Origin of the sequence: Desulforapulum autotrophicum HRM2, from assembly GCF_000020365.1 — a bacterium.
In the GTDB taxonomy this organism is placed as follows: Bacteria; Desulfobacterota; Desulfobacteria; order Desulfobacterales; family Desulfobacteraceae; genus Desulforapulum; species Desulforapulum autotrophicum.
Genome location: NC_012108.1, coordinates 2,331,248 through 2,353,744 on the forward strand (window position 1 = coordinate 2,331,248; position 22,497 = coordinate 2,353,744).

Here is a 22,497-nt window from a genome sequence, read left to right on the forward strand (position 1 = left end):
GTCACGGCTTTTTTTAAGACTGCTGGTATTTGGGGAAAATCAACATTCTGACTGGAAGCAGCTTTTCTATCATAGCAGTGACAGCACATTTCTGGCATTTTCAGCCCCATCAAAATCTGCCTGGAGTTCCAGGGCTTTTTTCAAAGCGGCTTCAGCCTTCAGATAGTCTCCCTTTTTATAGGATGCAAGGCCAAAATGATATTGATAAACAGGGTTGTCCGGTGATTGTTCAACACAGACTTTAAATTCTGCAAGTGCACTATCATAAATCCTTTTTTTATAGTATACCCAGCCCAAAGTATCCATTATTGCCGTTGAATCGTTAGCCTTTTCTTTTGCATTACGGGCAAGTTGGAGGGCCGTATTAAGGTTTTTATCATGCTCTGCGTAATAAAAAGCAAGATTGTTCATGGCCGGAAGAAACTGATGATTAATTTCCAACGCTTTTTTATAATGATTTTCAGCCAAATCATATTGCTGCCTACCTTCATAAAGCTGTCCCAGAAGGTTATGACTGGATGCATGACCGGGATTTTCCCCGATCAATGCCTCATATTGCTCGATTGAATCATTTATCTTTCCCTGGGCCTTGTACATGGCAGCCAGTGCTGTGTAAGATGGGATGTATGCTGGATTTTCTTTTATAGCTTTCTTATAGGCTTCCTCAGCGAGGTCGGTTTTGTTGTTTGATTGATAGAGTTGCCCCAGGATAGTATGAACAATTGATTTATGTATGGCCGCATCTAATTTCTTCAGATGGGATAGACACGTTTTAATTGCAATGGCGTCTTGTTGATCTGTAACATAAATCGAGATAATCTGACCAAACGCATCCATCCGGCCTGGATTGATCTCAAGAATTGTATTAAAATATTGAAGCGCTTCAATTTTTTCCTTTTGTAGCTTTCTTAAAACACCCATGCGATAGTATGCAGAGGGATTGTCCGGTGCAAGTGTTATCAATTTTGTAAAAATGGTTTCGGCTTCCGGCTCATGCTTTTGCGCCATGTGGATATTTCCCAGCAGCAGATGTGCCGGATAATGGTTCGGCAGGGCGTTGATAATTTTTTCCGTTTCAGTCTTGGCGCTGAAAAAATCCATATCGCGAAAATAAATCTGCGCTCTTAAAAACCTGGCCTGATGAAAAGAAGGTTTCCGTTCAAGCGCTTTTGACAAATAGGGCAGTGCTCTTTCTATCTTTCCGGTTTCAAACATTGCCGTTCCCAAAAGAAAATTTATATCCGATGAATCAGGCTCTTCGTTCAAAAGGCTCTGGAAAATTTCAATGGCCGGTTTAAATTCTTTTTTCGATATCAGTATTTTGCCCTTGACCGTCAGGGCCGTTAGGAATTTCGGCCGATCTTTCAACACCTCATCAATAATTTTTTCTGCCTGTTCGTTCTTGTTATGGGCGAACAGAAATTCAGAATAAGCCATTTTTGCTTCAAAATTTTCAGGATCGATCAAGAGGGCCTTCCGGATAAACTTTTCAGCCTGGGAATTTTTTCCGATATGCGTATAAAACCTGGCAAGCATCAGATGGGCGTTCAAATTTTCAGGATCTTTTTCAATGGCCGAAAGAAATGCCTGTTCTGCCTTGCGATTTTCTTTCCTGCCCGAATAGAATTTGCCCAGCATAAGATAGGCCTCAGGGTCTTCCGGATTTTTATCCCGGATGATTTTCAGCATGCCTTCCGCAGATTCAAGGTCGTTTTTGTCAACATACAAAAGATATAAGGATTTTTGCAGCGCCATGTTATCTGGATCAAAGTCAATGGCTGTCTTTAATGCCTTTTGGGCAGCATCCCATTTTTTTTCTGCAATATAAATTTTAGACAGAACTAGAAGAGCCGGGATTTGTCTGGAGTCGATGTCTAAAATTTTTTCATACAATAATTTTGTGTGCTCAATGCCTTTATTTTGCCTGGCAAGTATCCCGGCCTGCAGATATAACGCTTCAATGTTATCAGTATCCGTTTCAAGTACAAAATCCACCCGTTTCTGAGTTTCAGTGACCTGCCCTGCCAGAAGGGTTATGGATGCAAGGCGAAGCTTGGCTTCAATATTTTCCGGGTCAACTTCTTCAAGCCTTAAATACGTTCTGAAAATTTCTTTTGGATCACCTATTCTTGAAACAGCTTTTCCTAAAAGTCTGTGCGCCTTCACAGATTTTGGATCCAGCTGGATAGCGTTCAGATATTGAATTTTTGCCTTTCCATATTCGCCTTCCTGGAAATAGGCATTTCCCTCTGAAAGGTAATTTTCTATCTTTTGAGAATCAGATGTACAGCCTGAAAACACAAAAAAAATCAAAAAGACCATGATGCCCAATTTAAAAATCTGACGATCCATGTTTCCCTCCTGAAAATAATCGGTTCATCATTCTAACTTGCAACAGCCTACTTTTTCAATGGTCTTTTGATATTTAGAAAATTCTGCCAATAAAAAAAGGGCAGGATGTTACATCCTGTCCTTTTTAAATATCCGTTTACGAATCGAAATTATACTTTTTTTCTGCTGAATCCGGCAAGGCCGATCAGGCCAACCCCGAAAAGAAGCATTGTGGCCGGTTCCGGAACGGTTGCACCAGTACCACCGCCTGCTGCAGTACAGATAATTGCTTCAAGATCAGCTTCAACGGTGCTGGCTGATCCGGATACGCTAGTTGCAGTAGAAACAAAAGTCCCACCGGTGGCACCAAATGTATACCCTCCCCCTGTTCCGCCAATGGCCATCGCTTGGAACACGTCATCACGATTGGGTGCATCCGAAGCATAAGAGGCCCAAGGTGTTCCAACCATTGAGAAAATCATGACACCGGCACCAATCGCAGCCTGGTTAGCTGAATAAGCGGCAGCCCAATCATTCTGTTCTATCGGATATCCATCTTCGGTCCCTTCATCACCAATTGTGACAATCGCTTTATAATAATCCTGCCCAGCTGCTGCACCACCAACCATCCATGAAGAAGCATAAGCAGAACTTAAAAGATCGTTTACAGCCGGCGCATTGTCTTCATCATGGTTAACTGCCGAACCATTCAGCACTTGATCAAAAAGACCAGTATAACTTCCATTGATCCCATAAAAAGTTGCCTGGATCCAGACATCGCAGTCAGGGCATGCCAGATTTGTAACCAGATTATTCATGGCCGTGCTAATCTCAGATGCTTCGTCATTCATTGAGGAGCTTGTATCAATAGCAAAAGCAATATCAAGAATAACATCAGCAGAATCCTTGTCTGTTGCATCGCCGCCAGTCAGATAGGCTGCCGATGCGTTCATCGCAAACCCTGAAAAAGCTATCAGGGTTGCTAAAACCAATAAAAATCGTTTCATTAAAATTCTCCTTTTTAAAAATATCATGAATATACAACTACATAACCTGTGATTTTCACAATCAAAAACTGTGCCAAAACTCAACATATTAATATTATAAGCAATTTTTTATGGTATGAAAAAAAAACATGAGCAATTGAGTAAAAAATTATATAATTTTGTGTATTTTTTTTTCACAATTGAAAAGATGAAAAGAACGATGATGATGCCCCATAGCAGTGGTTCATGCAAAATCAGGTTGGTGCAGTTGAAAAAATAGGTTGTTTTAGCCCAAAGTGCAGTTGACTTATGTATCAGGGTTGTCGAAAATATCAAAGATACTTGCATAAAGGTTAACTGCCCCAACATTCAACAATTCAAATGGTATCTGCAAAAATTCCTGAAATGATCATTACATCAAAAAACCAGATATTGCAAAAAAAATCATTTGATCCGGTTTTCTCCAGAGCGGTCTCAAAGGTTGCTGTTAAGATTTGTCAAAATGACCGGACTGACAGAAGCAATGTGGGGTACCTTAAGAGCTGGCTGAAGAAGATTTGGAAAGAAGACAGTATGAGGATGACCTGGGCCAAGAAGACTTGTGATAAATCCCATCAGAAAGGTCAAAATTATCGATTTGAGAGAGCTATAGTTTTTTCTAATGTCCAACTATTCCTCGAGAGACATATCGCTATAAAACGAGGTTTTTGCCCGATAGTTGAAGCAAATAGAAGTATCGTTATCAATAGGACTCGATATCAATCCATCTAAGCCATAGCTAAAGCCCTTTCTTTGGTCGTTTCTTGAAGGATGGGAACTGCTGGAATACTTTTAGTAAATTCCTTCCATAGTCTATAACTACCGCTATTCGATGATTATTGGAGTTTAACACTGTTTAGGGTAAATTTTACCCTGGGTTTAGGGTAAAAATTACGCCCATAGAATATATAACTCAACTTTCTGAGAAGTAAATTCATCTCTATTCCCCTTCCAATAGGGGCGTTTGCCGATTGGAAAGGCCGAAATATACAAGTGCTTCACCCATTATCAGGTCGAGCATGGAATTTATGATCTTCTCAGACAAGTTATGAACCTTTCGTAACGTAGCCATGGCTAATTGCATTATCCTCGTTAGTGCATCAAGGAAAGTTATGTTGGCCAATTCTTCATTGCAGGCTCTGAATAAATCTCCAAATGATCGTTGATCAACGCTTTTCCTTTGGAACAGACTCAGAATATTGTATCTGGCCATTACCAGGGAAGTGTGTCCGATCAAACCATCATAGTTCCGGATTTGGATCTCTTTAACCAGTTTTAGATGCTGTTTGCACATTTTAAAAAATACTTCGATATCCCAGCGTTTACCGTACAGCCTTATTATTTCATCATCTGCTATGGTAATATCTGTTGATAAAAAGGCGAGCCATCCTCGTTTTTTATCACAGGGGACAAATATGACTCTGGCTTTGTTCCCGTCAGGTAACCGAACAAGGACACTGGCCTTAACTTTGGCCTTCCCTCTTTTTTTCTTTAATTTTCCATAAAGGTCACTTAACCTGAGTCTCTTTCCATTGTACTCGTAAAACCATTTTGGATGATCCTTAAGCATGCAGATAATGTGGATATGCTTGCGAAGGCTCGAAATCACCGAAGGCATTGAAAACCAACTATCCATTACAAGATACTTCGCCCTGATACCAGTCTTGAGGGCCTTTTTTACCATTGGTTCCAGATGCATTGTGGATTTTGTTATCGCTTCTTTGCGGCGTTGATAACCGCACGTTCTTTTATCAATATCTGGATTGATTTCATTGTATCGATTCTTTTTGTTTGCTGATGATAACAAGGCAAAATCAATCCCGAGAAAACTGTTACCATCTGACCAGCCAAGAGTAAGCAGCCTGAAGCCTTTTAGATATTTGTGAGTTGCATGATCATATACACGGGAAAGAAGTTCCACTTTTTTGGAACGGCTTCTGTCGTATGGCGAGTCATCAAAGATAAGAACCTCTTCAGAAGAATTATCCAGAAGACCCTTAATTATACAATAAATTCGGCTGCTAAGAAGAGTTGTAAACCGTCTCCAGTTATAGGTGGGCGAATTTAAAAAGTCATACACGGCATCTTTTCCGACTCCCACTTTTTTATTCCGCACTACGCCTTGGAAGAAGTTTTTGCCAATAAACGCCAGATTGAAAACGATAGTGAACAATTCCAGGGGAGAAGCACCTTTGGTTTTGACTATACCTGAATTGTTGAGCATGCTTCCAACTTTTAATTTGGAAAAATAGTTACCAAAAATTCCGAGCTTTTCAGGATTTATGGTTTGATTTTGATATTCTGTCGAGGTAATATGCATTTTGATGAGATTCCTATCTTTGATTGTTGTTTTTTAGGGGTAAAGAACACGTATCATAGGTAGTGAATCTCGTCAATATTAATAGTTATTTCAAATTGTTGTATTTTTAAAATTTAGAGTGACTAAACTCCGAAAGTTGAGATATATAATATAATAATAAATAAAATACTGCTGTATTATTACTTGTATTTGTTTAAGTAGTATTTATAGATTTTTGGACTGTTCAACACTCCAATCAAACCCTACCCAGTAGCCTTCCCTGAAGCAAACCCTTGTGCCACACACAGCGTTGATACAGTCAAGATAGGGCCTATAAACAGGCTTCGTTTGCCAAGTGCCTCACCAACCCAGTGTATAAACCCGTATACATGGTGAGGTATTCCCTCCTACCAGATTTGAATCCCATTATTTTCAGGGTGAATAAACTAACCTCCCTTATTTGTAGAGAGACATTTTTCGTCTCAAAAATTTATTCACAGGAGGCATTCATATGCAAAGACAAGATTATTCAATCGGTGACACAGCCAGAATTACAGGAGTCACAGAGAAACAGCTACGACACTGGGAGGATCGTGGGTACATCCAGGGCATCAACCGTGTTGTTTGCGGAGCTCGAGCGTACCGGATTTATTCAGAGGACCAGATTCAACTACTTACGGCCATTAAGGGATACCTGAATGAGGGCTTTACCTTGTCAGTAGCCGCTGAAAAAGCGAACAAAAATTCACAAAAGGAGGAAGAATAGAAATGTCAAGATTAGACGGAAAGCAGTGTCCATTTTACAAGAAAGAGTGCCTTCAATCTATGTGCGCCATTTATGATGAACGGCTTGATAATTGTGCCTTACATCTCGTGGTTTACAATTTATACAAACTGGACCGCACTTTAGTTGAGGGAATGCCCACAGATCAGACAGGGCCAAAACGATTCCCTTTCCAGCCCAAGAATTAAAAAGGATTTAGCCGGGCACCTGATCCATTTAGGAACGGGTGCCCATCACTTCAACCTGAACTCAAAAGGAGTTTCATGGCAAAAAATAATTTATAGTTAAGGAGTATTTACATGAAAAGAAGTTTAAAGAAAAAACCATCCAACCGCATCAACAAAGCACAATTCACAGACTGGCTGAACACGGCTATTCCCTTCAGTGTATGGCGGTGGAGCAATAAAAAGCACGTCATTGAAGCACGTGATTACATATTCAAGGAAATCGGAGAGGAGTATCGATACTCAAGGGCCAAAGCCAAGGACATGGACATGCTCTTGGTATTCCTGGTCAATCTCTGGGTCGGCTTCTGCGTCGGTTGTCCTATTCAGATATCCCTCAATAAAAACAAATATTCCAAGAATGATGTCTTTGGCAAGGTCTTTTTTACCTATGATAGAACCATTCGTATTCTAAACCAACTGGAGAGGAGAGGCTATCTTCAACTCAGCATTGGCTATTTTACGACAGAGGATAAAAAAGAAACCCGTATCTGGGGCACAGAGAAGTTGATAAGGCTTTTTGTTGAAGATTATCATTTTCAGCCCGTGGGTGATGTTTTCACCAGAGAACCAGAAAACCTCGTTCAACTGCGAGAAGAAAAAACAAGGAAGATTCTGAACAAAAAAACAGGCAAAACAAGAACCGTCAAATATTCTATCCCAGTGGAATATGAAGATACTGACGCAATACTGATGATGAAGGAAAGACTGACAAAATACAATACCCTGGCTAATGAACACTGCGTCACAGTTAAACTTCAAGAACAAGATTTAGTGTCACCAAATATTTTAATCGACAATATTCTGAGAGGTTTAGTCTCTGGTTCGATACAGGTTGTAAAGTCAGAACTTCAATTCAAAGATCCCACTGAGAATAAATTATACACAGAGAAACCTTATAACTCAAGCATCTCAGATTCAGTAAGAACTCCAGGATTATCAGTATTCTCTGATATACCAGGACTCCAGATTACCAGTATTGGTTATAAACACAACATCTACCCAACACTACAGGATAAGGATGATACAGTAGAACTCTATGATATAGATTCACTTCTTCCTTCCATAACTCATACCTTATACAGCCAGCAATGGCGCACCTATCAGCCTGAAACGGCACTTTTTTTGTATCTGTTTTACATGAAAAAGTTATTCAACCTACTTAAATTTCAGGGAAGGACCAAGGATATCAGGGATATGAAGCGGAAAAAATTGTTCAAGGCGACTCGTCCATTGGCTGACTTCGGGATACGCCATCTGGAGTTTGAAATCAAAAAGAAATCCCTCCACCGAGTTTTCAACCGTGGTTCTCTGGATTTTGACAAAGGAGGTAGAGGCTATGGTGGTTTTTACCAGGGGATACCTGATTCTGTGAGAAAGCGTATCTTAATCAATGGCCATGAAACCGTTGAATATGATTATTCCGGCCTACACATCAGGATGCTCTACCACCAGTTGGGATTGGAATTTACCGGAGACCCTTACCTTGTCGGAGATAATTCCCTTCGTGATGAATACAAAAAAGTTGCTCTAATCAGCATTAACGCCAAACGGAAGGGAGCCCATGTAGCGGTCCGAGACGCTCTGAAAGATGAAGGTTTCGCTATCGCAGATGACTTGGGTGCCGTCCAGGGCTTGATGAAGGATTTCCAAGTCCGCCACGTGCCGATTAAAGAGTTCCTGTTCTCCGGCGTTGGCATCGACCTTCAGAACAAAGACAGCAAAATTATGGATGCCATTTTGACAGAACTCCATGAACGCGGGATTACTGGCTTACCCATACATGACAGCGTAATTGTTGAGAAAGAACACGCAGACCTATTGGAAAAATTGATGATAGAAAAATACCGAGAGCATATGAGGGGATTCGACCCTGTTGTAAAATAGCTTGAGCTGCCCGGTAAAGGGGACAAGTTGTGGTAATTCAAACCGGAGAATAATTCCCCAGGGTCATCCCAGAAGATCTTTCCAGTAGTTTCGATAGGTCTTGCTTCAGAAGGTCCCATCCTGTGGTGTTGGTCCTGGAGAACTCCCAGCGTAGGATTTATCATCCAGTACCACCGACCGGCATCCTGGCCCAATACATTGAGGGCTTCATGGTAAAGCCCATAGATGCGCTATAATTCCATTTTAAGGGCCGATCCTTCTACGGCAGACAATGACATTGGTCTAATCATAAAACGCCATAAATCGAAGAATAATGGGCTAAAATAGAGCAATTTATTAAATATTAGCCATATAAGGCCACAACTACCGAATATTGGACTTAAGACCCCAAAAAGCGACTATCCCTTCTTCAACTCATTCCAGTTTGGTGTTTCCACGTGGAAACACTTGGGTATCTCGGAGACAGACTTTGTTTGCTTTATTTCTCGGAGCTATGATCTGAAGCACCTGTCGTTGCCAGAATACCGACTTGCTGATGATAAAGATTCAACTTCAAAAAAGTTTCCACGTGGAAACCCTAACACAATTTCAAGCTGGTGATGCTGATGTTGATACAGGAACAATCAGTTTCCGCAACACGATCATTATATAAGGTGTATCTCCTGGCTGAAAAGAAGTTTCCTCGTGGAAACAAATTCCAGTATCCCCTTGTCAACGAAGCAAAATTATGGTGATATAGATTCCGTTAAAAAAGTTTCCTCATGGAAACCCATGACACAGGAGAGGGGAATTGATAACCAAAGACAACTATCTCGAAATAGGTCATGTTAATTGTACTGAATGCAAAACGGCTCTGGACTGGAATGCTGTGGATTCAGCCGCAAGAGAATATGGTCTTGTTACTTTAGTGAAAAGAGATGGGGGGGGCTATTTCGGCATCACATGCCCACTTTGCTTAAAAACAACTTTGCATCAAGCAGATGTTTATATAATCAAAAAAATGTTATCTGGCGAATTCATATATTGTCCGGAAGGTAAATACCCAAACTTTGATTTTTTTGGTCATTTCGGATACTTTTCAAATTTTAATTTAGACTTGTCCAATGCTCTAAAATTCCACCAAAGACTCCATTATAATTTTCAACGTATACCTGGATATATATCGTTTCATAGAGTTGATGAATATGGTAGAGATAAATCAATACCGGCAACATTCGTAGGAAAAGCCAATGTAGATTATTGTTCATTGATCAACAACTATTATGCAATCGGACCCATTGCAGAGATTCAAATTTTTTTGAAGGATTTCAAGGATGAATTGATACTTGATCAGCATCAATCTTTTTTCAAAGAAACTGAACACGATAATATAATCAAAATATCCCAACGCATTGAAAATAAAACTGGGTCAAAGGTCTTTAATCGATTTATCATTGGTGATCCAATATTTGCATACATAAATAAATATTGTCACAAGTATGATAAGGAAACGAATAGAAAAATCCGTGAGCGCACTTTTAAAAGAGTTAGAAATGATCGTCAATACAAAGGGTTAAAAGAATTAAAGGAAATGTATAAGAGAATAAATGAGAGGCCAATTTTTCCCGATACTTTTCAACATAATATCTCAAAAAATTACGATCTGCTTGATATCCTCACTATTCCTGATCAAGCTTGGGCCTATCCAATGTATTTACACTCAAATAGAAAATTTACCCAGAAGGATGCAAAAGCCTCTTTTTTACCAAAACCTTTTGGAACACTAATTAAGCAACCAGATTTTGAATCTATAACAGATAACATATGGAAAGAGCTTAACAAGGACCATATTCAAGATCTTCTGTCCATGATGTCTGAAAATTTCATCGAAGAGTACATTCAATTAATGAAGAGGATTGATTGTACTTTTAAATGTGTATGGGAATTAAAAGAAAAATATCTAATTAAATTGTGTGATGCCGTTCAATCAAAAAGGAAAAGAGCAGAATTTAAAATAGAGCAAACTAACCGTAAAATAGAACAAATTGAAAAAATACAAAAAAATTATTCTAAACTGAAAGACATCATTTCTAATGATTATGAAATAAATAAAATCAAAGAAACGTTGATCAACTATTATAAAACGAATATGGTTGATATATGCTTACTGATTGGCGATACAGGGACAGGAAAGGAATTGTTTGCTAAAGCTGTTCATCAAATCAGTGGTAGGAAGGGGAATTTTGTTGCCGTAAATTGCGCTTCAACATCTGAATTATTTGACAGCAAATTTTTCGGACACCAGAAGGGTTCTTTTACTAATGCCAATAAAGATAGGATTGGAGTTTTTGAACAAGCTAATGGAGGAACAATATTTTTAGATGAAATAGGCGAATTAGACTTAAAAGATCAACCCAAATTTTTGCGAGTCCTTCAAGAAAGAGAAGTCACACCAGTTGGTGAAAACACTCCCAGAAAAATTGATTTTTTATTAGTTTCTGCAACAAATAGAAATTTAAAAGAAATGGTGGATCAAGGCAAATTCAGAGAAGATTTGTATCATAGAATAAACTCTCCGATTATCAGAATTCCAGCTCTTAGAAAGCGTAGAGAGGACATTGCTATACTGACAAGGTATTTTATTGATAAATTTGATATAGCGCGTAGCAATGACTTGAAATTAGACCAACTTGAAATAGATGATGAATGTATCCAGGAGTTAAAACGACTTCCTTGGTTTGGTAATGTAAGAGAACTTGAAAATTCATGTAAAATGGTTGTTGTGCTCCGCTTAGCATCAAACGATAGATCTAAAATTAATTTTTCAGAATTTGAGATTAATGAAAGTGTGACAACAAAACCGAGTGCCAACAAATTAGAAAATAAAAAAAAGAAACCTCTACCCGGCAATACAAAAATCACCCCTGAAGAAGTAAAACAGGCCATGGAGAATAATAATGGTAATAAAACCAAGGCTGCTGCCGAATTAGGGGTCACCTACCACACCGTTCTTCGTAACTGCAAAAAACTCGGCATATAATCCCACCCTAACATTCAATATTACATTCAACTTTGTACTATTAAATTCAATATTACATTCAACTCGAATGTAATAGCAAACCCCACCTTTAGCCCCTCCAAGCAAACGCAATAAAACTGATTAATATCAATGATATAAGATAAATTTTATTTTATTTCCCTCCTTTGGCACCCCTCTTGTAATAGTCCATATACAAGTGCGCACTAAAACAAACAAAAACGGGCCGGCCCAAAACTTATTTAAAGAAGGGAGACAAACAATGAAAGACCTAAAAGTGAAGACCATTAAAGAGCTTAACGTCAACTCGTTAACCAGAAACCCCAATCACCCGAGAAAGGAAGTGGGAGACCTTACAAAACTTACTCTCAGCATCCGCCATGAAGGCATCTTGACACCACCCGTAGTCGCCAAAGTCGGTGAGAATACCTACCAGCCCATCGACGGTGACCGCAGATTAGAAGTTGCAAAAGCCCTCGGTTATGAATCGTTAACCTGTGTGGTATACGAGGGGCTGACCGAAGCAGAAATCGCTCAGAAATCCTACATCCTGAATGTAGAGCGCAATCAGCTGAACAACATTGAACGTGCCCTACATATCAAGAAAATGAAAGATGAATTCGGATACAGCCACGATGAGCTTGAAATCCTCGGTTATGGCTCTAAGGGTCAGACATCCAAACTCCTTAGCCTTCTGGATCTGCCTGAAGAGATACAGGGCAATCTCATAAACGGAGAATTGACCAAAGCCCACTGTATTGAGCTAAGTAAGATTAAAGATACCAAACAGATGCTCAGGACCGCGAAATTGGCAATCGAAAATGACTGGTCTTCCAAGAAGGTGGGAAACACTGTTGAACGCCTGAAAAGGAATACCAACAAGGCTGCTAAAAAGGAAATCCCAGCAAATGTTCCCGCTCAGGGTGTCCCAGGTGTCTACTTTAAGGATGCCAAGGACATGGCCGAGCTGCCGAAGGAGTCTGTAGGACTCGTCTTGACCAGCCCTCCATACTTCAACGGAATGGAATATGAACTGGGATTCACCTACGATGAGCACCTGGAAAACGTTAAAGGTGTCCTGGCTGAAAGTGCCAGAGTCCTGGTAAAGGGTGGCATCCTGGCTCTGAATGTGGCGGATATTACGAACTTCAAGGGCAAAAATGGCACAGATAATCGCTCTCGGATTCAGCCGATGCTGCACTTCTACAACTTATGCCTGAGGAAACATGGCTTCCACCTCCAGGATGAAATCATCTGGGTGAAGGACTCCAACTCATTCACCCAGGACGATGCAGTCAACTATACCGACAAAACGGTTCACACCCAGTACCGTATCGTAGATCGGCATGAGCCTATCTACATTTTCAAGAAAAAAGGAGACAGGCCTATACCTTCGGATGAAAACATCATCCTTCAGTCCCGCATCTCGAAGGAAGAATGGAAGGTCTACGCTCCCAGCGCCTGGCAAATCAGCCCAGCTCCGAGGAACCAGGGGCACCCGAATGCCTTCCCCGATGAGTTGGCCAGAAGGATTATCAGGATGTACTCCTTCGTCGGCGATACGGTTCTTGATCCCTTCCTGGGAAGCGGTACCACAGTCAAGGTCGCCAGGGAGCTGGACCGGGACGGAGTTGGTTATGAAAGGGACCTCCGCTACAAGGCTGCCATCATGAGGAAACTCGGGGTAGCCGAGGTAGAAGAACGGCAGGAGCCTGTATCGGATTTCGCTGCTCGTCAACTTGAGGAGCTTGAGGCCAACCAGCCTGGCAAACCCAAGGTCGAAATCATGGCATCGAAGGGGATGATGGAAGCAGTATCGGAAATGCGAAAAGAAAAAAAAATGACAGCCGCCTAAACCATAACGAGGGGCGGGGGATTCCAAATCCTCTGCTCCTTCTGAAACGGAGGATTGACAAGTGTCTTCAAAGCACTGTGCCCAAGATGTGCCCAAAAAGAGATTGTACTCGATCAAAGAGTTGGTCTCCCTGATCGGCGCAACCGAATGGTTCTGGCGGAGTCAAATCTGGGACGGTGAGCTTGCTTATGTCCAGGTCGGGCGGAAACAGTTCATCGACTACCAGGATATTGAAACCTTTATAAATAAAAATAAACATAGCAACTGAAATAAGGAGATCTAAAATGATTATTAAACTTAAAAATACCGAAACAGGCAAGGTAACAACCTGCAAATTGAGTACGAGAAACCTAATTTATACGGAAACCGAATATCGGTTTGAAGTTTTTCAAACCTTGAGAATTATGGCTGGATCAAAAATTAAATATGAAGGATCCACCGTGCCTGGTTACGAGTATACACCTATACTGCTCAAACCGAAACAAATAGAAAATGCATTAGGTAATATTGGCGATAGAGGTGAACCTGGAGGCATAAAGTCTTTACAAAAAGCTCTGCAAGAGCTTCAGGTGAAAGCGAAAGAAGTTCCTGAACTTCCTTTATAATAACTAATAAACCTTAAAAAAATGCCTCCGATACTAAACACCGGGGGCATTCTTAATTCCAAGACAATTAACCCTTAACAGATGGGAAAACAAAAATATTCAGCATGGGCTGACTAACGTCAGCAACATGCCCGCTATTTCTGCGCCCATCAAACCTAATGGAGGTAACAATGGGAAGTTTATATCAAAGAGGTAACACCTGGTGGATCAAGTATTACAGGCAGGGGAAGTATTACCGGGAAAGTTCAGGCAGCACCAAAAAGATGGTAGCCAAAAAACTTTTAAGCAGAAGGGAGGGAGATATAGCAAAGGGCAAAACCCCTGGAGTTCAGTTTGACAAGATCTCATTTGAAGACCTGGCAGAGAATTTCCTGAGAGATTATAGGGTCAACCAGAAAAAGTCCCTGACCAAAGCCACAAGAAGCGTCAATCATTTATCCACTGCGTTTGAAAGGCTTGCAGTGCCACAAATTACCACACCGAGGATAAACGCCTTTATCGAAAGCCGAATCAATGAGGGTGCAGCCAACGCCACAATAAATAGAGAACTGGCGGCTCTTAAAAGGATGATGAACATTGGGGCACAACAAACACCACCAATGGTGGACAGGGTTCCCCACATACCCATGCTGGAAGAAAATAACGTTCGGAAGGGCTTCTTTGAGCATGATGAATTCTTGGCATTGCGTGATGCCCTGCCAACCTACCTGAAAGGGCTTGTCACCTTTGCATACAAGTCCGGCTGGCGTGTATCTGAAATCACCGGCATGCAATGGTCCAATGTTGATCTTCCAAAGAGGATAGTATGGCTGGAAATCGGAACTACCAAAAACAAGGAAGGACGCACCATCTACCTTGATGACGAGCTGATGGATGTTTTCAATGCCCAGCGGGAAATACAGAAAAGGGGCCAACAGATTGTTCCCTATATCTTCCCCAACCGCAATGGTGATGACAAAATCAAGGTTTTCCGAAGAGCATGGGTAACAGCTTGCCGCCAAGCAGGAATACCCAATCGGATTTTTCATGACCTGAGGAGAACGGCTATCAGGAATATGGTTCGGTCAGGCATACCAGAGAGGGTGGCCATGATGATCTCAGGGCATAAGACAAGGTCTGTTTTTGAACGCTATAACATTGTAAGCGAGGAGGACTTGATGATTGCTGCCAAGCAACAGGAAGTTTACCTAAAAACTCAGGTGGGCACAAATCCAGGCACAGTCATTAAAAAGGGCTTCCAGCGAAAATGCTGAAAGCCCTTTAAAATCTGGTGCCCAGGAACAGAATCGAACTGCTGACACGGGGATTTTCAGTCCCCTGCTCTACCGACTGAGCTACCTGGGCATACGTAAAAAACAAAGCGTTTATATGTAAATTAGCCTGGGCTGTCAAGGATTATTTTTACCAAGGTCCCCGAAAAGATACTGGACAAGGGCAGCGGCCGTAAGGGAAGCAGTCTCTGCCCTGAGTATGCGGGGGCCAAGTGAGCAGGAGGAAAAACCATTTTCTCTTGCCGCATCAATCTCAAAACTTGAAAAGCCGCCCTCGGGTCCGATGAGTACAATGATCTTTTTTGCCGGTTCCATGGATGGTGTCTGGATGGTGTGGATGGGGGCTGTGGCATTTTCCCAGAAGGCTATTTTTCCATCATAATCTGTGGATGTTTTAAGGAGTTGGTCAAAGGGGATGGGGTCTTCGATAAGGGGCAGCATGCTTCTGCCGCATTGCTTTAAGGCCTCCCTTGCAATTTTGTTCCACCTTTCCATCCTTGAATAGATCCGTTTTGCGTCGGGTTTTGGGATGGACCGGCTTGAATAAAAGGGGATCCATTGGCAGATGCCAAGTTCGGTCAGGTGGCGCACAAGCATGTCCATTTTCTTGTCCTTGAGCATTCCCTGGGCAAGGGTAATATGGACGGGTGATTCAGCGCCTGGGGATGAGCTGTCAAGAATGGTGAACACTGCCGTGTTGTGGGAGAGGGTCTCGATCTCTGCCCTGGCAATGGTTCCCCTGCCGTCCACAAGCTCAACCCTGTCTCCAGGCCCAAGGCGCAGCACGGTTCCCAGGTGTCTGGCCTCCTGTCCGGTAATAACCGCCCTGCCGTTACAGATACTGTCTGTTTTAATGTAAAATCGACGCATGGGCTATATATAAAGCAAAGGCTCTTTATTGGCAAATGATTTTCAAGGTTTAAGGGATGTTCGGCTGTTTTTAAAGAGCTTGACACATTGTTAGGCCTCTGATATTTTTTTAGCCGGTTTTAAGACGCTAATTTTATAAGATGCCCTGAACGGGGCATAATGGGAATCTTTTTATGACGGAAACAATGGATCTAAACAAAGATTTTTCAGATGACGATGGCGATATCATTGAGCTGACCGATATACTGGAAGACCTTCCAGACGATGGGGACGACTCGGGTGAACTTTCCGGGACAAAGGCGGCTGCCCGAGATGCTGCTGCCTTCAGCCATGGCGTTCCAGACGATGAGGCGATTGAAGCGGCTCTTTTGAGGATCGTTGAAAAAAAGTATGCCCATCGCCTGGATGCGCTTTTTGTTGAAGCCGTTGAAAGGGTAGTGGAACGAGAGATTGCAGCGATCAAGCAAAGCTTGCTCAAGGATCTTTCGTGATGGTGCTCGATGATGAATCCATTGTGACTCGGGTGTGAGATGCTCCTTACACGGGATGCATGGTCGAGCCCCGGTTCCAAAATCTGTCGAAAAAGATATCCAGGGGACTTGAGATCCCCTTTTTTTTATTAATGTGATTTTAGGAGTTAGTTTATGAGTTCTGATTCTCTTGAGAAAGGATATAATCCTGCCGGTATTGAGAAGAAATGGTATGAGCAATGGGAGAAACAGGGTTTTTTCAAGGCCCTCGATACGAGTGAAAAACGACCCTATTCCATCGTAATCCCCCCGCCTAATGTCACAGGGGTTCTTCACATGGGACATGCCCTGAATATCACCGTGCAGGATATTATGTGCCGCTTCAGAAGACTCATGGGAGACAATGTTCTTTGGATGCCGGGAACCGACCATGCCGGTATTGCCACCCAGAATGTGGTTGAGCGCAACCTGGCCCAAAAGGGGATTACCCGGGATCAGCTTGGCCGGGAGACCTTTATTGAAGAGGTGTGGAAGTGGCGTAATGAATCCGGTGGAGCCATCATCAACCAGCTCAAGCGAATCGGTGCCTCCTGCGATTGGGACCGGGAACGCTTTACCATGGATGAGGGGCTGTCCGAGGCCGTCCGAAAGGTGTTTGTAAGGCTCTACAAGGAAGGACTCATCTACGAGGGAAACTACATCACTAACTGGTGTCCAAGATGCAAGACAGCCCTTGCCGATCTCGAAGTTGAATACGAGGAACAGGACAGTTTTCTATACTATATTAAATATCCGTTTGAGGATGGGAACGAGGGCCTTGTGGTTGCAACCACCCGGCCTGAAACCATGTTTGGTGACACCGGGGTTGCCCTTAATCCCAATGACGATCGCTACAAAGATCTTGCTGAAACCGTTGTTATGCTTCCCCTGACCGACAGGAAGATACCCATTGTCCGGGACGATTATGTTGATACAACCTTTGGTACAGGCGCCCTCAAGATAACGCCGGCCCATGATCCCAATGACTTCAACCTGGGTAAAACCCACAACCTTGAAAGCATCAAGGTGATCGATGATGACGGTAAAATGACCGAAGAGGCGGGCAGGTTTGCAGGTCTTGATCGGTTTGTCTGCCGAACGGAGGCAGTGAAGGCCCTTGAGGAACTGGGGCTCCTGGTTAAAAAAGAACCCCTGAAAAACAGTGTGGGCCAGTGTTATCGATGCAGGACCGTGGTTGAACCATCCCTGTCAAAGCAGTGGTTTGTAAAGGCCGGTCCCCTTGCAAAGGAAGCGGCCGATGCCGTTCGTAACGGACAGACCCGGATTGTTCCTGAAAACTGGTCAAAGACCTATTTTGACTGGCTGGACAATATCAGAGACTGGTGTATTTCCCGGCAGATATGGTGGGGACACAGAATCCCCGTGTGGAAGTGTGCTGCCTGCAACGGTGTGATCGTTGAGGAACAGGATCCCGATTGCTGCACCTTTTGTGGTTCTAAGGATATCATTCAGGAGACGGACGTTCTTGACACCTGGTTCAGCAGTGCGCTGTGGCCTTTTTCCACCATGGGGTGGCCTGAAAATACCGATTTGTTAAAGACCTTTTATCCCACCAACGCCCTTGTGACCGGGTTTGACATTCTTTTTTTCTGGGTTGCCAGGATGATGATGATGGGTATCCACTTCATGGGTGAGGTGCCGTTCAAGGATGTCTACATCCACGCCCTGGTCCGTGACGAGCACGGAAAAAAGATGAGCAAATCCAAGGGGAATGTCATTGATCCTTTGAAGGTGATTGACACCTATGGTGCCGATGCTTTCAGGTTTACCCTGGCGGCCTTTGCGGCCCAGGGAAGGGATGTAAAAATGAGTGAGGAGCGGGTTGAGGGCTACCGCCATTTTGTTAATAAGCTATGGAACGCCTCTCGATTTGCCCTGATGCACGTTGATGAACAATCCAAAACCATACCCCTTGAAAATCTGTCGCCCATGGAATCGTGGATAATGGAACGATCGACCGCAACGGCCCGGGCCGTGAAAGAGGGTATCGAAGAATACCGGTTCAACGAGGCGGCAAGCGCCATCTATCAGTTTGTATGGCACGAGTTCTGCGACTGGTTTCTTGAGGCTGAAAAACCGGCCCTCTATGAAAAAGAGGGCCTTGATCGCAGGAACACGGCACGGGCTGTTCTTGCAAGGGTGCTCCAGGACACTGTTGTCATGCTCCATCCGTTCATGCCCTTTGTCACAGAAGAGATCTGGCATATGCTTCCCACGGTTGAAAACAGTATCATGGCGGCACACTTTCCAGATGTGAGTGAATCTGTTCCGAGCATTAACGGTCGAAATATCCAGGCGGATATGGACTTTGTGTTCGGGCTTGTTTCAGGTATCCGCAACATACGTGGAGAGATGAATATTCAACCATCCTTGACCCTTCAGGTCCTGATGCAGACCCGGGATGACAATGAGACAGCCCTTATTGTTGAAAACCGTTCCATGATCGAAAACCTCTCCCGCCTTGAGCATCTTGAGGTGTCGTTGCCTGTGACAACCAAAATATCCTCGGCCACTGCCGTGGTGGGGAATACAACGGTTCATGTGCTGCTTGAGGGGGTCATTGATTTTGACAAGGAAGAACAGCGCCTGAATAAGGAGATCGAAAAAATTACCAAAGAACTCCTCTCCATATCAAAACGGCTGAACAATGAAAGTTTTCTTGAAAAGGCCCCCGAGGATGTGGTTCAGAAGGTGAACGATCAGCAGGCCGAACTTGAGATAAAAAACGACAAGCTTAAGAGTAACCTTAAGCGGATTCAGACCATGAAAGGATAAGCGCCGAAAGGCTCAGGCGAGGAACCGGGTGTTTCAGGTTTTTGTTTCTGGAGCAGGCAGGCAGGTCAATTGATCCCTGCCTGCTTTTTTTGAATCGTACATGGCCTTATCCGCGCGCTTGATAAAGGATTCAAGGGTGTCACTTGTGGAAAACTGGGTTGCCCCGATGCTGATGGTAACCTTGGCCGTTTTTTCCTTTTCCGGGGTGAACACTCTTTGTGACAGGATGCCACGGATCCTCTCTCCCACAAGGCAGGCCTCTTCCACCCGGGTTTCAGGCAGGACTACGGTGAACTCTTCACCCCCATAGCGATAGGCCGTGTCATTGGACCGAAGGCAGGAGGTGATAATTTCTCCCATGGTCATGAGCACCTTGTCACCCTCAAGATGGCCCCAGGTGTCGTTGTAGTTTTTGAACAGATCAATATCCAGGAGCAGAACAGACAGGGGATGGTGATAACGGGTGTACCGTTCTATTTCTGCCTTGAGCTGACAGAAAAAGTGGCGGGAGTTGTATAGACCGGTAAGTCCGTCGGTGATGGCAAGTTCTTCGAGTTTGTCAACCATTTTGGCGTGTTCACGTTTAAGCCGAACTTCCCGCAGGACCCGTTTGATACGAAGATCAAGCTCCTCAAACCTGAAGGGCTTGAAAATAAAGTCGCTGGCACCTGCGTTAACCGCCTCTTCATAGGAGTAGTTGGCGCTGTAACCTGTCATGACAAGGACAGCCACCCCATAATTTTTTCTTACAAACCGGGTCAGTTCAAGACCATCCATTCCCTGCATCATGATGTCGGTGAGAACGATGTCCGGCGTAAAGGTGTTGAGAAGCTCAAGGGCCTCTTCTGCACTGGACGCTGGGGTGACATCAATCCCTGAGAGTTCAAGGAATTCCTGGGTAGCGGATTTGACTGCCACATCATCGTCTACAAGAAGGATTGAGATTGTCATGAAATGATCCTGAAAACAAAGGGTTTGAGTATCTCTGGTCTGTGTCCGGCTTGACACTTTGGATGCCAACTGATAAAAATAATCTTCACACCGTTTAAAATAATTAACGATATCGGTAAAAAATGTCAACTCTTTGTTTGAGGTAAATTTGAATATAAAGCAGAAGAACATCCGCAATTTCAGTATCATTGCCCATATTGATCACGGCAAGTCAACCCTTTCCGACCGATTGATCCAGCTTTCCGGAATTATCTCAGATCGTGACTTCAAGGACCAGATACTTGATTCCATGGACATCGAACGTGAAAGGGGGATTACCATCAAGAGCCAGACGGTCTCGCTTCCCTACACGGGTAATGATGGTGAGGAGTATCTTCTTAATCTCATTGACACCCCAGGACATGTGGATTTTTCCTACGAGGTTTCAAGGGCCCTTGCCTCGTGTGAGGGGGCTTTCCTGCTTGTGGATGCAAGCCAGGGAGTTGAAGCCCAGACCCTTGCAAACATCTACCTGGCCATGGAGCATGACCTTGCAATTGTTCCGGTGATCAACAAGATCGATCTTCCGTCGGCTGAAATTGAGTGGGTCAAGGACCAGATCGACGAGGACCTTGGGCTTGACAGTGAGACGGCCCTTCTTGTGTCGGCAAAGACAGGGGTAGGTGTTGCAAACGTCTTTGAGGCGGCAGTTGCAAAAATTCCGCCGCCCCAGGGGGATGAAAATGCTCCGCTTAAAGCCCTGATCTTTGATTCCCATTACGATCCCTACCGGGGAATTATTGTCCACGTGAGGGTGTTTGAGGGCAGTCTGGCACCGGGTGAAAAGATTGCCTTTCTCTCTTCGGACTCGATTTACAAGGTTGAAGAGGTCGGTATCTTTCAGATCAAACGGCGGCCGGTGGACCGGATCCGGGCAGGGCAGGTGGGTTACATGATCGCAGGCATCAAGCTTATCAGTGATGTCAAATGCGGTGATACGCTCACCCATTCGGGCAACCGGTGCAAGGCAGCCATGAAGGGATTCAGGGACCCCAATCCCGTTGTCTTTTCATCCATGTATCCCGTGGCATCTGACGAGTACCCGGAACTTACCGAAGCCCTTGAAAAACTCAAGCTCAACGACGCTTCCCTGGTTTATGAAAAGGATTCCTCTGCTGCCCTGGGGTTCGGTTACCGGTGTGGATTTCTGGGTCTTCTTCACCTTGAGGTGGTTCAGGAACGCCTGGAACGAGAGTATGACCTTTCGTTGATATTGACATCCCCATCCGTTCGCTATGAAATTACCCGCACCGACGGAACCATTCAGATTATCGACAACCCCTCGCTCTATCCTGACCCTGCTGAGATAGAAAAGACAAGGGAGCCCTTTATCAAGGCTTCGATTATTGTTCCAGACCGCTACATGGGTGCCGTCATGCAGGTGAGCATGGAGCACAGGGGGGTGAGCACCAATTATCAGTATCTGACCAGTAACCGCATCGAAATGAAGTTCACCCTTCCCTTGGCCGAGGTGGTGTACGAATTCTATGATCGCCTGAAGAGTGTCACCCAGGGCTATGGTTCTTTTGATTACGAAGTCGCAGGATATCAGGAGACAGACCTTGTTAAACTGGATTTCCTTGTCAATGGAGAGCGTGTGGATGCCCTGTCCCAGCTCGTACATCGGGACAAGGCCGTTGACAGGGCAAAAAATGCCTGCAAAAAATTAAGGGACGAGATTCCCAGGCAGATGTTTAAAATTGCCATCCAGGGGGCCATTGGTGGTAAGATCATTTCAAGGGAGACGGTGTCTGCCTATCGAAAGGATGTTACAGCCAAGTGTTATGGCGGTGACATCTCCAGAAAAAGAAAGCTGCTTGAAAAACAGAAAAAAGGAAAAAAGCGCATGAAAATGGTTGGATCTGTTGAAATCCCCCAGTCTGCCTTTCTCTCCGTGCTCAAATCAGGTAAATGATTTTCTGAAACTATATTATCAAGTGAAAAACATCAAAACCCTTGACAAAATAGTTTTCATTTACAAATATTAAGTGTCAATTCCTATGGGTTTTTAATCCAATCTGCCCCTGAACTTTCC

General features: G+C 43.5%; 15 protein-coding genes and 1 tRNA gene. 10 read left to right on the forward strand and 6 right to left on the reverse strand.

The window, feature by feature from the left end; translation table 11 throughout:
- Positions 1 to 69: 69 nt before the first annotated feature.
- From HRM2_RS10270 to HRM2_RS10285, 3 genes are all read right to left on the reverse strand, one after another.
- Positions 70 to 2,352 carry a tetratricopeptide repeat protein gene (locus HRM2_RS10270; protein ID WP_015903949.1) on the reverse strand — a complete coding sequence of 761 codons (2,283 nt, stop codon included), beginning with the start codon at positions 2,350 to 2,352 and terminating at the stop codon, positions 70 to 72.
- A 149-nt stretch (positions 2,353 to 2,501) separates the two neighbouring features.
- Entirely contained in the window at positions 2,502 to 3,338 is an 837-nt protein-coding gene (locus tag HRM2_RS10275) for a PEP-CTERM sorting domain-containing protein (protein ID WP_015903950.1), read from the reverse strand.
- A 958-nt stretch (positions 3,339 to 4,296) separates the two neighbouring features.
- Positions 4,297 to 5,676: an IS4 family transposase gene (locus tag HRM2_RS10285; RefSeq protein ID WP_015903621.1), complete on the reverse strand. Its 1,380-nt coding sequence runs from the start codon at positions 5,674 to 5,676 to the stop codon at positions 4,297 to 4,299.
- A 490-nt stretch (positions 5,677 to 6,166) separates the two neighbouring features.
- Here HRM2_RS10285 and HRM2_RS10290 point away from each other — a divergent pair, with 490 nt between their 5' ends.
- From HRM2_RS10290 to HRM2_RS10325, 7 genes are all read left to right on the forward strand, one after another.
- Positions 6,167 to 6,421 (forward strand): MerR family transcriptional regulator, encoded by a 255-nt coding sequence (locus HRM2_RS10290; protein ID WP_015903951.1) that lies wholly within the window; start codon positions 6,167 to 6,169, stop codon positions 6,419 to 6,421.
- Between the two features lie 317 nt (positions 6,422 to 6,738).
- Positions 6,739 to 8,550 (forward strand): hypothetical protein, encoded by a 1,812-nt coding sequence (locus HRM2_RS10300; RefSeq protein WP_015903952.1) that lies wholly within the window; start codon positions 6,739 to 6,741, stop codon positions 8,548 to 8,550.
- Positions 8,551 to 9,340: 790 nt separating this feature from the next.
- Positions 9,341 to 11,569 carry a sigma 54-interacting transcriptional regulator gene (locus HRM2_RS25170; RefSeq protein ID WP_015903953.1) on the forward strand — a complete coding sequence of 743 codons (2,229 nt, stop codon included), beginning with the start codon at positions 9,341 to 9,343 and terminating at the stop codon, positions 11,567 to 11,569.
- 259 nt (positions 11,570 to 11,828) lie between these two features.
- Positions 11,829 to 13,421: a DNA methyltransferase gene (locus HRM2_RS10310; protein ID WP_015903954.1), complete on the forward strand. Its 1,593-nt coding sequence runs from the start codon at positions 11,829 to 11,831 to the stop codon at positions 13,419 to 13,421.
- Between the two features lie 61 nt (positions 13,422 to 13,482).
- Positions 13,483 to 13,689, forward strand: coding sequence for a MerR family transcriptional regulator (locus HRM2_RS10315; protein ID WP_041273196.1), 207 nt, complete (start codon positions 13,483 to 13,485; stop codon positions 13,687 to 13,689).
- 16 nt (positions 13,690 to 13,705) lie between these two features.
- On the forward strand, positions 13,706 to 14,026 hold the full coding sequence (locus tag HRM2_RS10320; RefSeq protein ID WP_015903955.1) for a hypothetical protein: 321 nt from the start codon (positions 13,706 to 13,708) through the stop codon (positions 14,024 to 14,026).
- Positions 14,027 to 14,196: 170 nt separating this feature from the next.
- Positions 14,197 to 15,279, forward strand: a complete 1,083-nt coding sequence (locus HRM2_RS10325; RefSeq protein WP_015903956.1) for a tyrosine-type recombinase/integrase — start codon at positions 14,197 to 14,199, stop codon at positions 15,277 to 15,279.
- Positions 15,280 to 15,294: 15 nt separating this feature from the next.
- Here the strand turns inward: HRM2_RS10325 and HRM2_RS10330 are convergent.
- Both HRM2_RS10330 and HRM2_RS10335 read right to left on the reverse strand, forming a co-directional pair.
- Positions 15,295 to 15,370 (reverse strand) — tRNA-Phe (locus HRM2_RS10330).
- 44 nt (positions 15,371 to 15,414) lie between these two features.
- Positions 15,415 to 16,167, reverse strand: coding sequence for a 16S rRNA (uracil(1498)-N(3))-methyltransferase (locus HRM2_RS10335; RefSeq protein ID WP_015903957.1), 753 nt, complete (start codon positions 16,165 to 16,167; stop codon positions 15,415 to 15,417).
- Between the two features lie 173 nt (positions 16,168 to 16,340).
- On the opposite strand from HRM2_RS10335, the gene HRM2_RS10340 reads away from it, so the two are divergent.
- Positions 16,341 to 16,658 (forward strand): hypothetical protein, encoded by a 318-nt coding sequence (locus tag HRM2_RS10340; protein ID WP_015903958.1) that lies wholly within the window; start codon positions 16,341 to 16,343, stop codon positions 16,656 to 16,658.
- Positions 16,659 to 16,811: 153 nt separating this feature from the next.
- Positions 16,812 to 19,472 carry a valine--tRNA ligase gene (locus HRM2_RS10345; RefSeq protein WP_015903959.1) on the forward strand — a complete coding sequence of 887 codons (2,661 nt, stop codon included), beginning with the start codon at positions 16,812 to 16,814 and terminating at the stop codon, positions 19,470 to 19,472.
- Between the two features lie 33 nt (positions 19,473 to 19,505).
- Here the strand turns inward: HRM2_RS10345 and HRM2_RS10350 are convergent, their stop codons facing one another.
- Positions 19,506 to 20,423, reverse strand: a complete 918-nt coding sequence (locus tag HRM2_RS10350; protein ID WP_015903960.1) for a GGDEF domain-containing response regulator — start codon at positions 20,421 to 20,423, stop codon at positions 19,506 to 19,508.
- A gap of 148 nt (positions 20,424 to 20,571) precedes the next feature.
- On the opposite strand from HRM2_RS10350, the gene lepA reads away from it, so the two are divergent.
- On the forward strand, positions 20,572 to 22,377 hold the full coding sequence (lepA, locus tag HRM2_RS10355; protein ID WP_015903961.1) for a translation elongation factor 4: 1,806 nt from the start codon (positions 20,572 to 20,574) through the stop codon (positions 22,375 to 22,377).
- Positions 22,378 to 22,497: the final 120 nt, after the last annotated feature.

Coding starts and splice junctions, on each gene's coding strand:
- HRM2_RS10270 (WP_015903949.1), bottom strand. CDS start 2,352: ATGGATCGTCAGATTTTTAAATTGGGCATCATGGTCTTTTTGATTTTT.
- HRM2_RS10275 (WP_015903950.1), bottom strand. CDS start 3,338: ATGAAACGATTTTTATTGGTTTTAGCAACCCTGATAGCTTTTTCAGGG.
- HRM2_RS10285 (WP_015903621.1), bottom strand. CDS start 5,676: ATGCATATTACCTCGACAGAATATCAAAATCAAACCATAAATCCTGAA.
- HRM2_RS10290 (WP_015903951.1), top strand. CDS start 6,167: ATGCAAAGACAAGATTATTCAATCGGTGACACAGCCAGAATTACAGGA.
- HRM2_RS10300 (WP_015903952.1), top strand. CDS start 6,739: ATGAAAAGAAGTTTAAAGAAAAAACCATCCAACCGCATCAACAAAGCA.
- HRM2_RS10310 (WP_015903954.1), top strand. CDS start 11,829: ATGAAAGACCTAAAAGTGAAGACCATTAAAGAGCTTAACGTCAACTCG.
- HRM2_RS10320 (WP_015903955.1), top strand. CDS start 13,706: ATGATTATTAAACTTAAAAATACCGAAACAGGCAAGGTAACAACCTGC.
- HRM2_RS10325 (WP_015903956.1), top strand. CDS start 14,197: ATGGGAAGTTTATATCAAAGAGGTAACACCTGGTGGATCAAGTATTAC.
- HRM2_RS10335 (WP_015903957.1), bottom strand. CDS start 16,167: ATGCGTCGATTTTACATTAAAACAGACAGTATCTGTAACGGCAGGGCG.
- HRM2_RS10340 (WP_015903958.1), top strand. CDS start 16,341: ATGACGGAAACAATGGATCTAAACAAAGATTTTTCAGATGACGATGGC.
- HRM2_RS10345 (WP_015903959.1), top strand. CDS start 16,812: ATGAGTTCTGATTCTCTTGAGAAAGGATATAATCCTGCCGGTATTGAG.
- HRM2_RS10350 (WP_015903960.1), bottom strand. CDS start 20,423: ATGACAATCTCAATCCTTCTTGTAGACGATGATGTGGCAGTCAAATCC.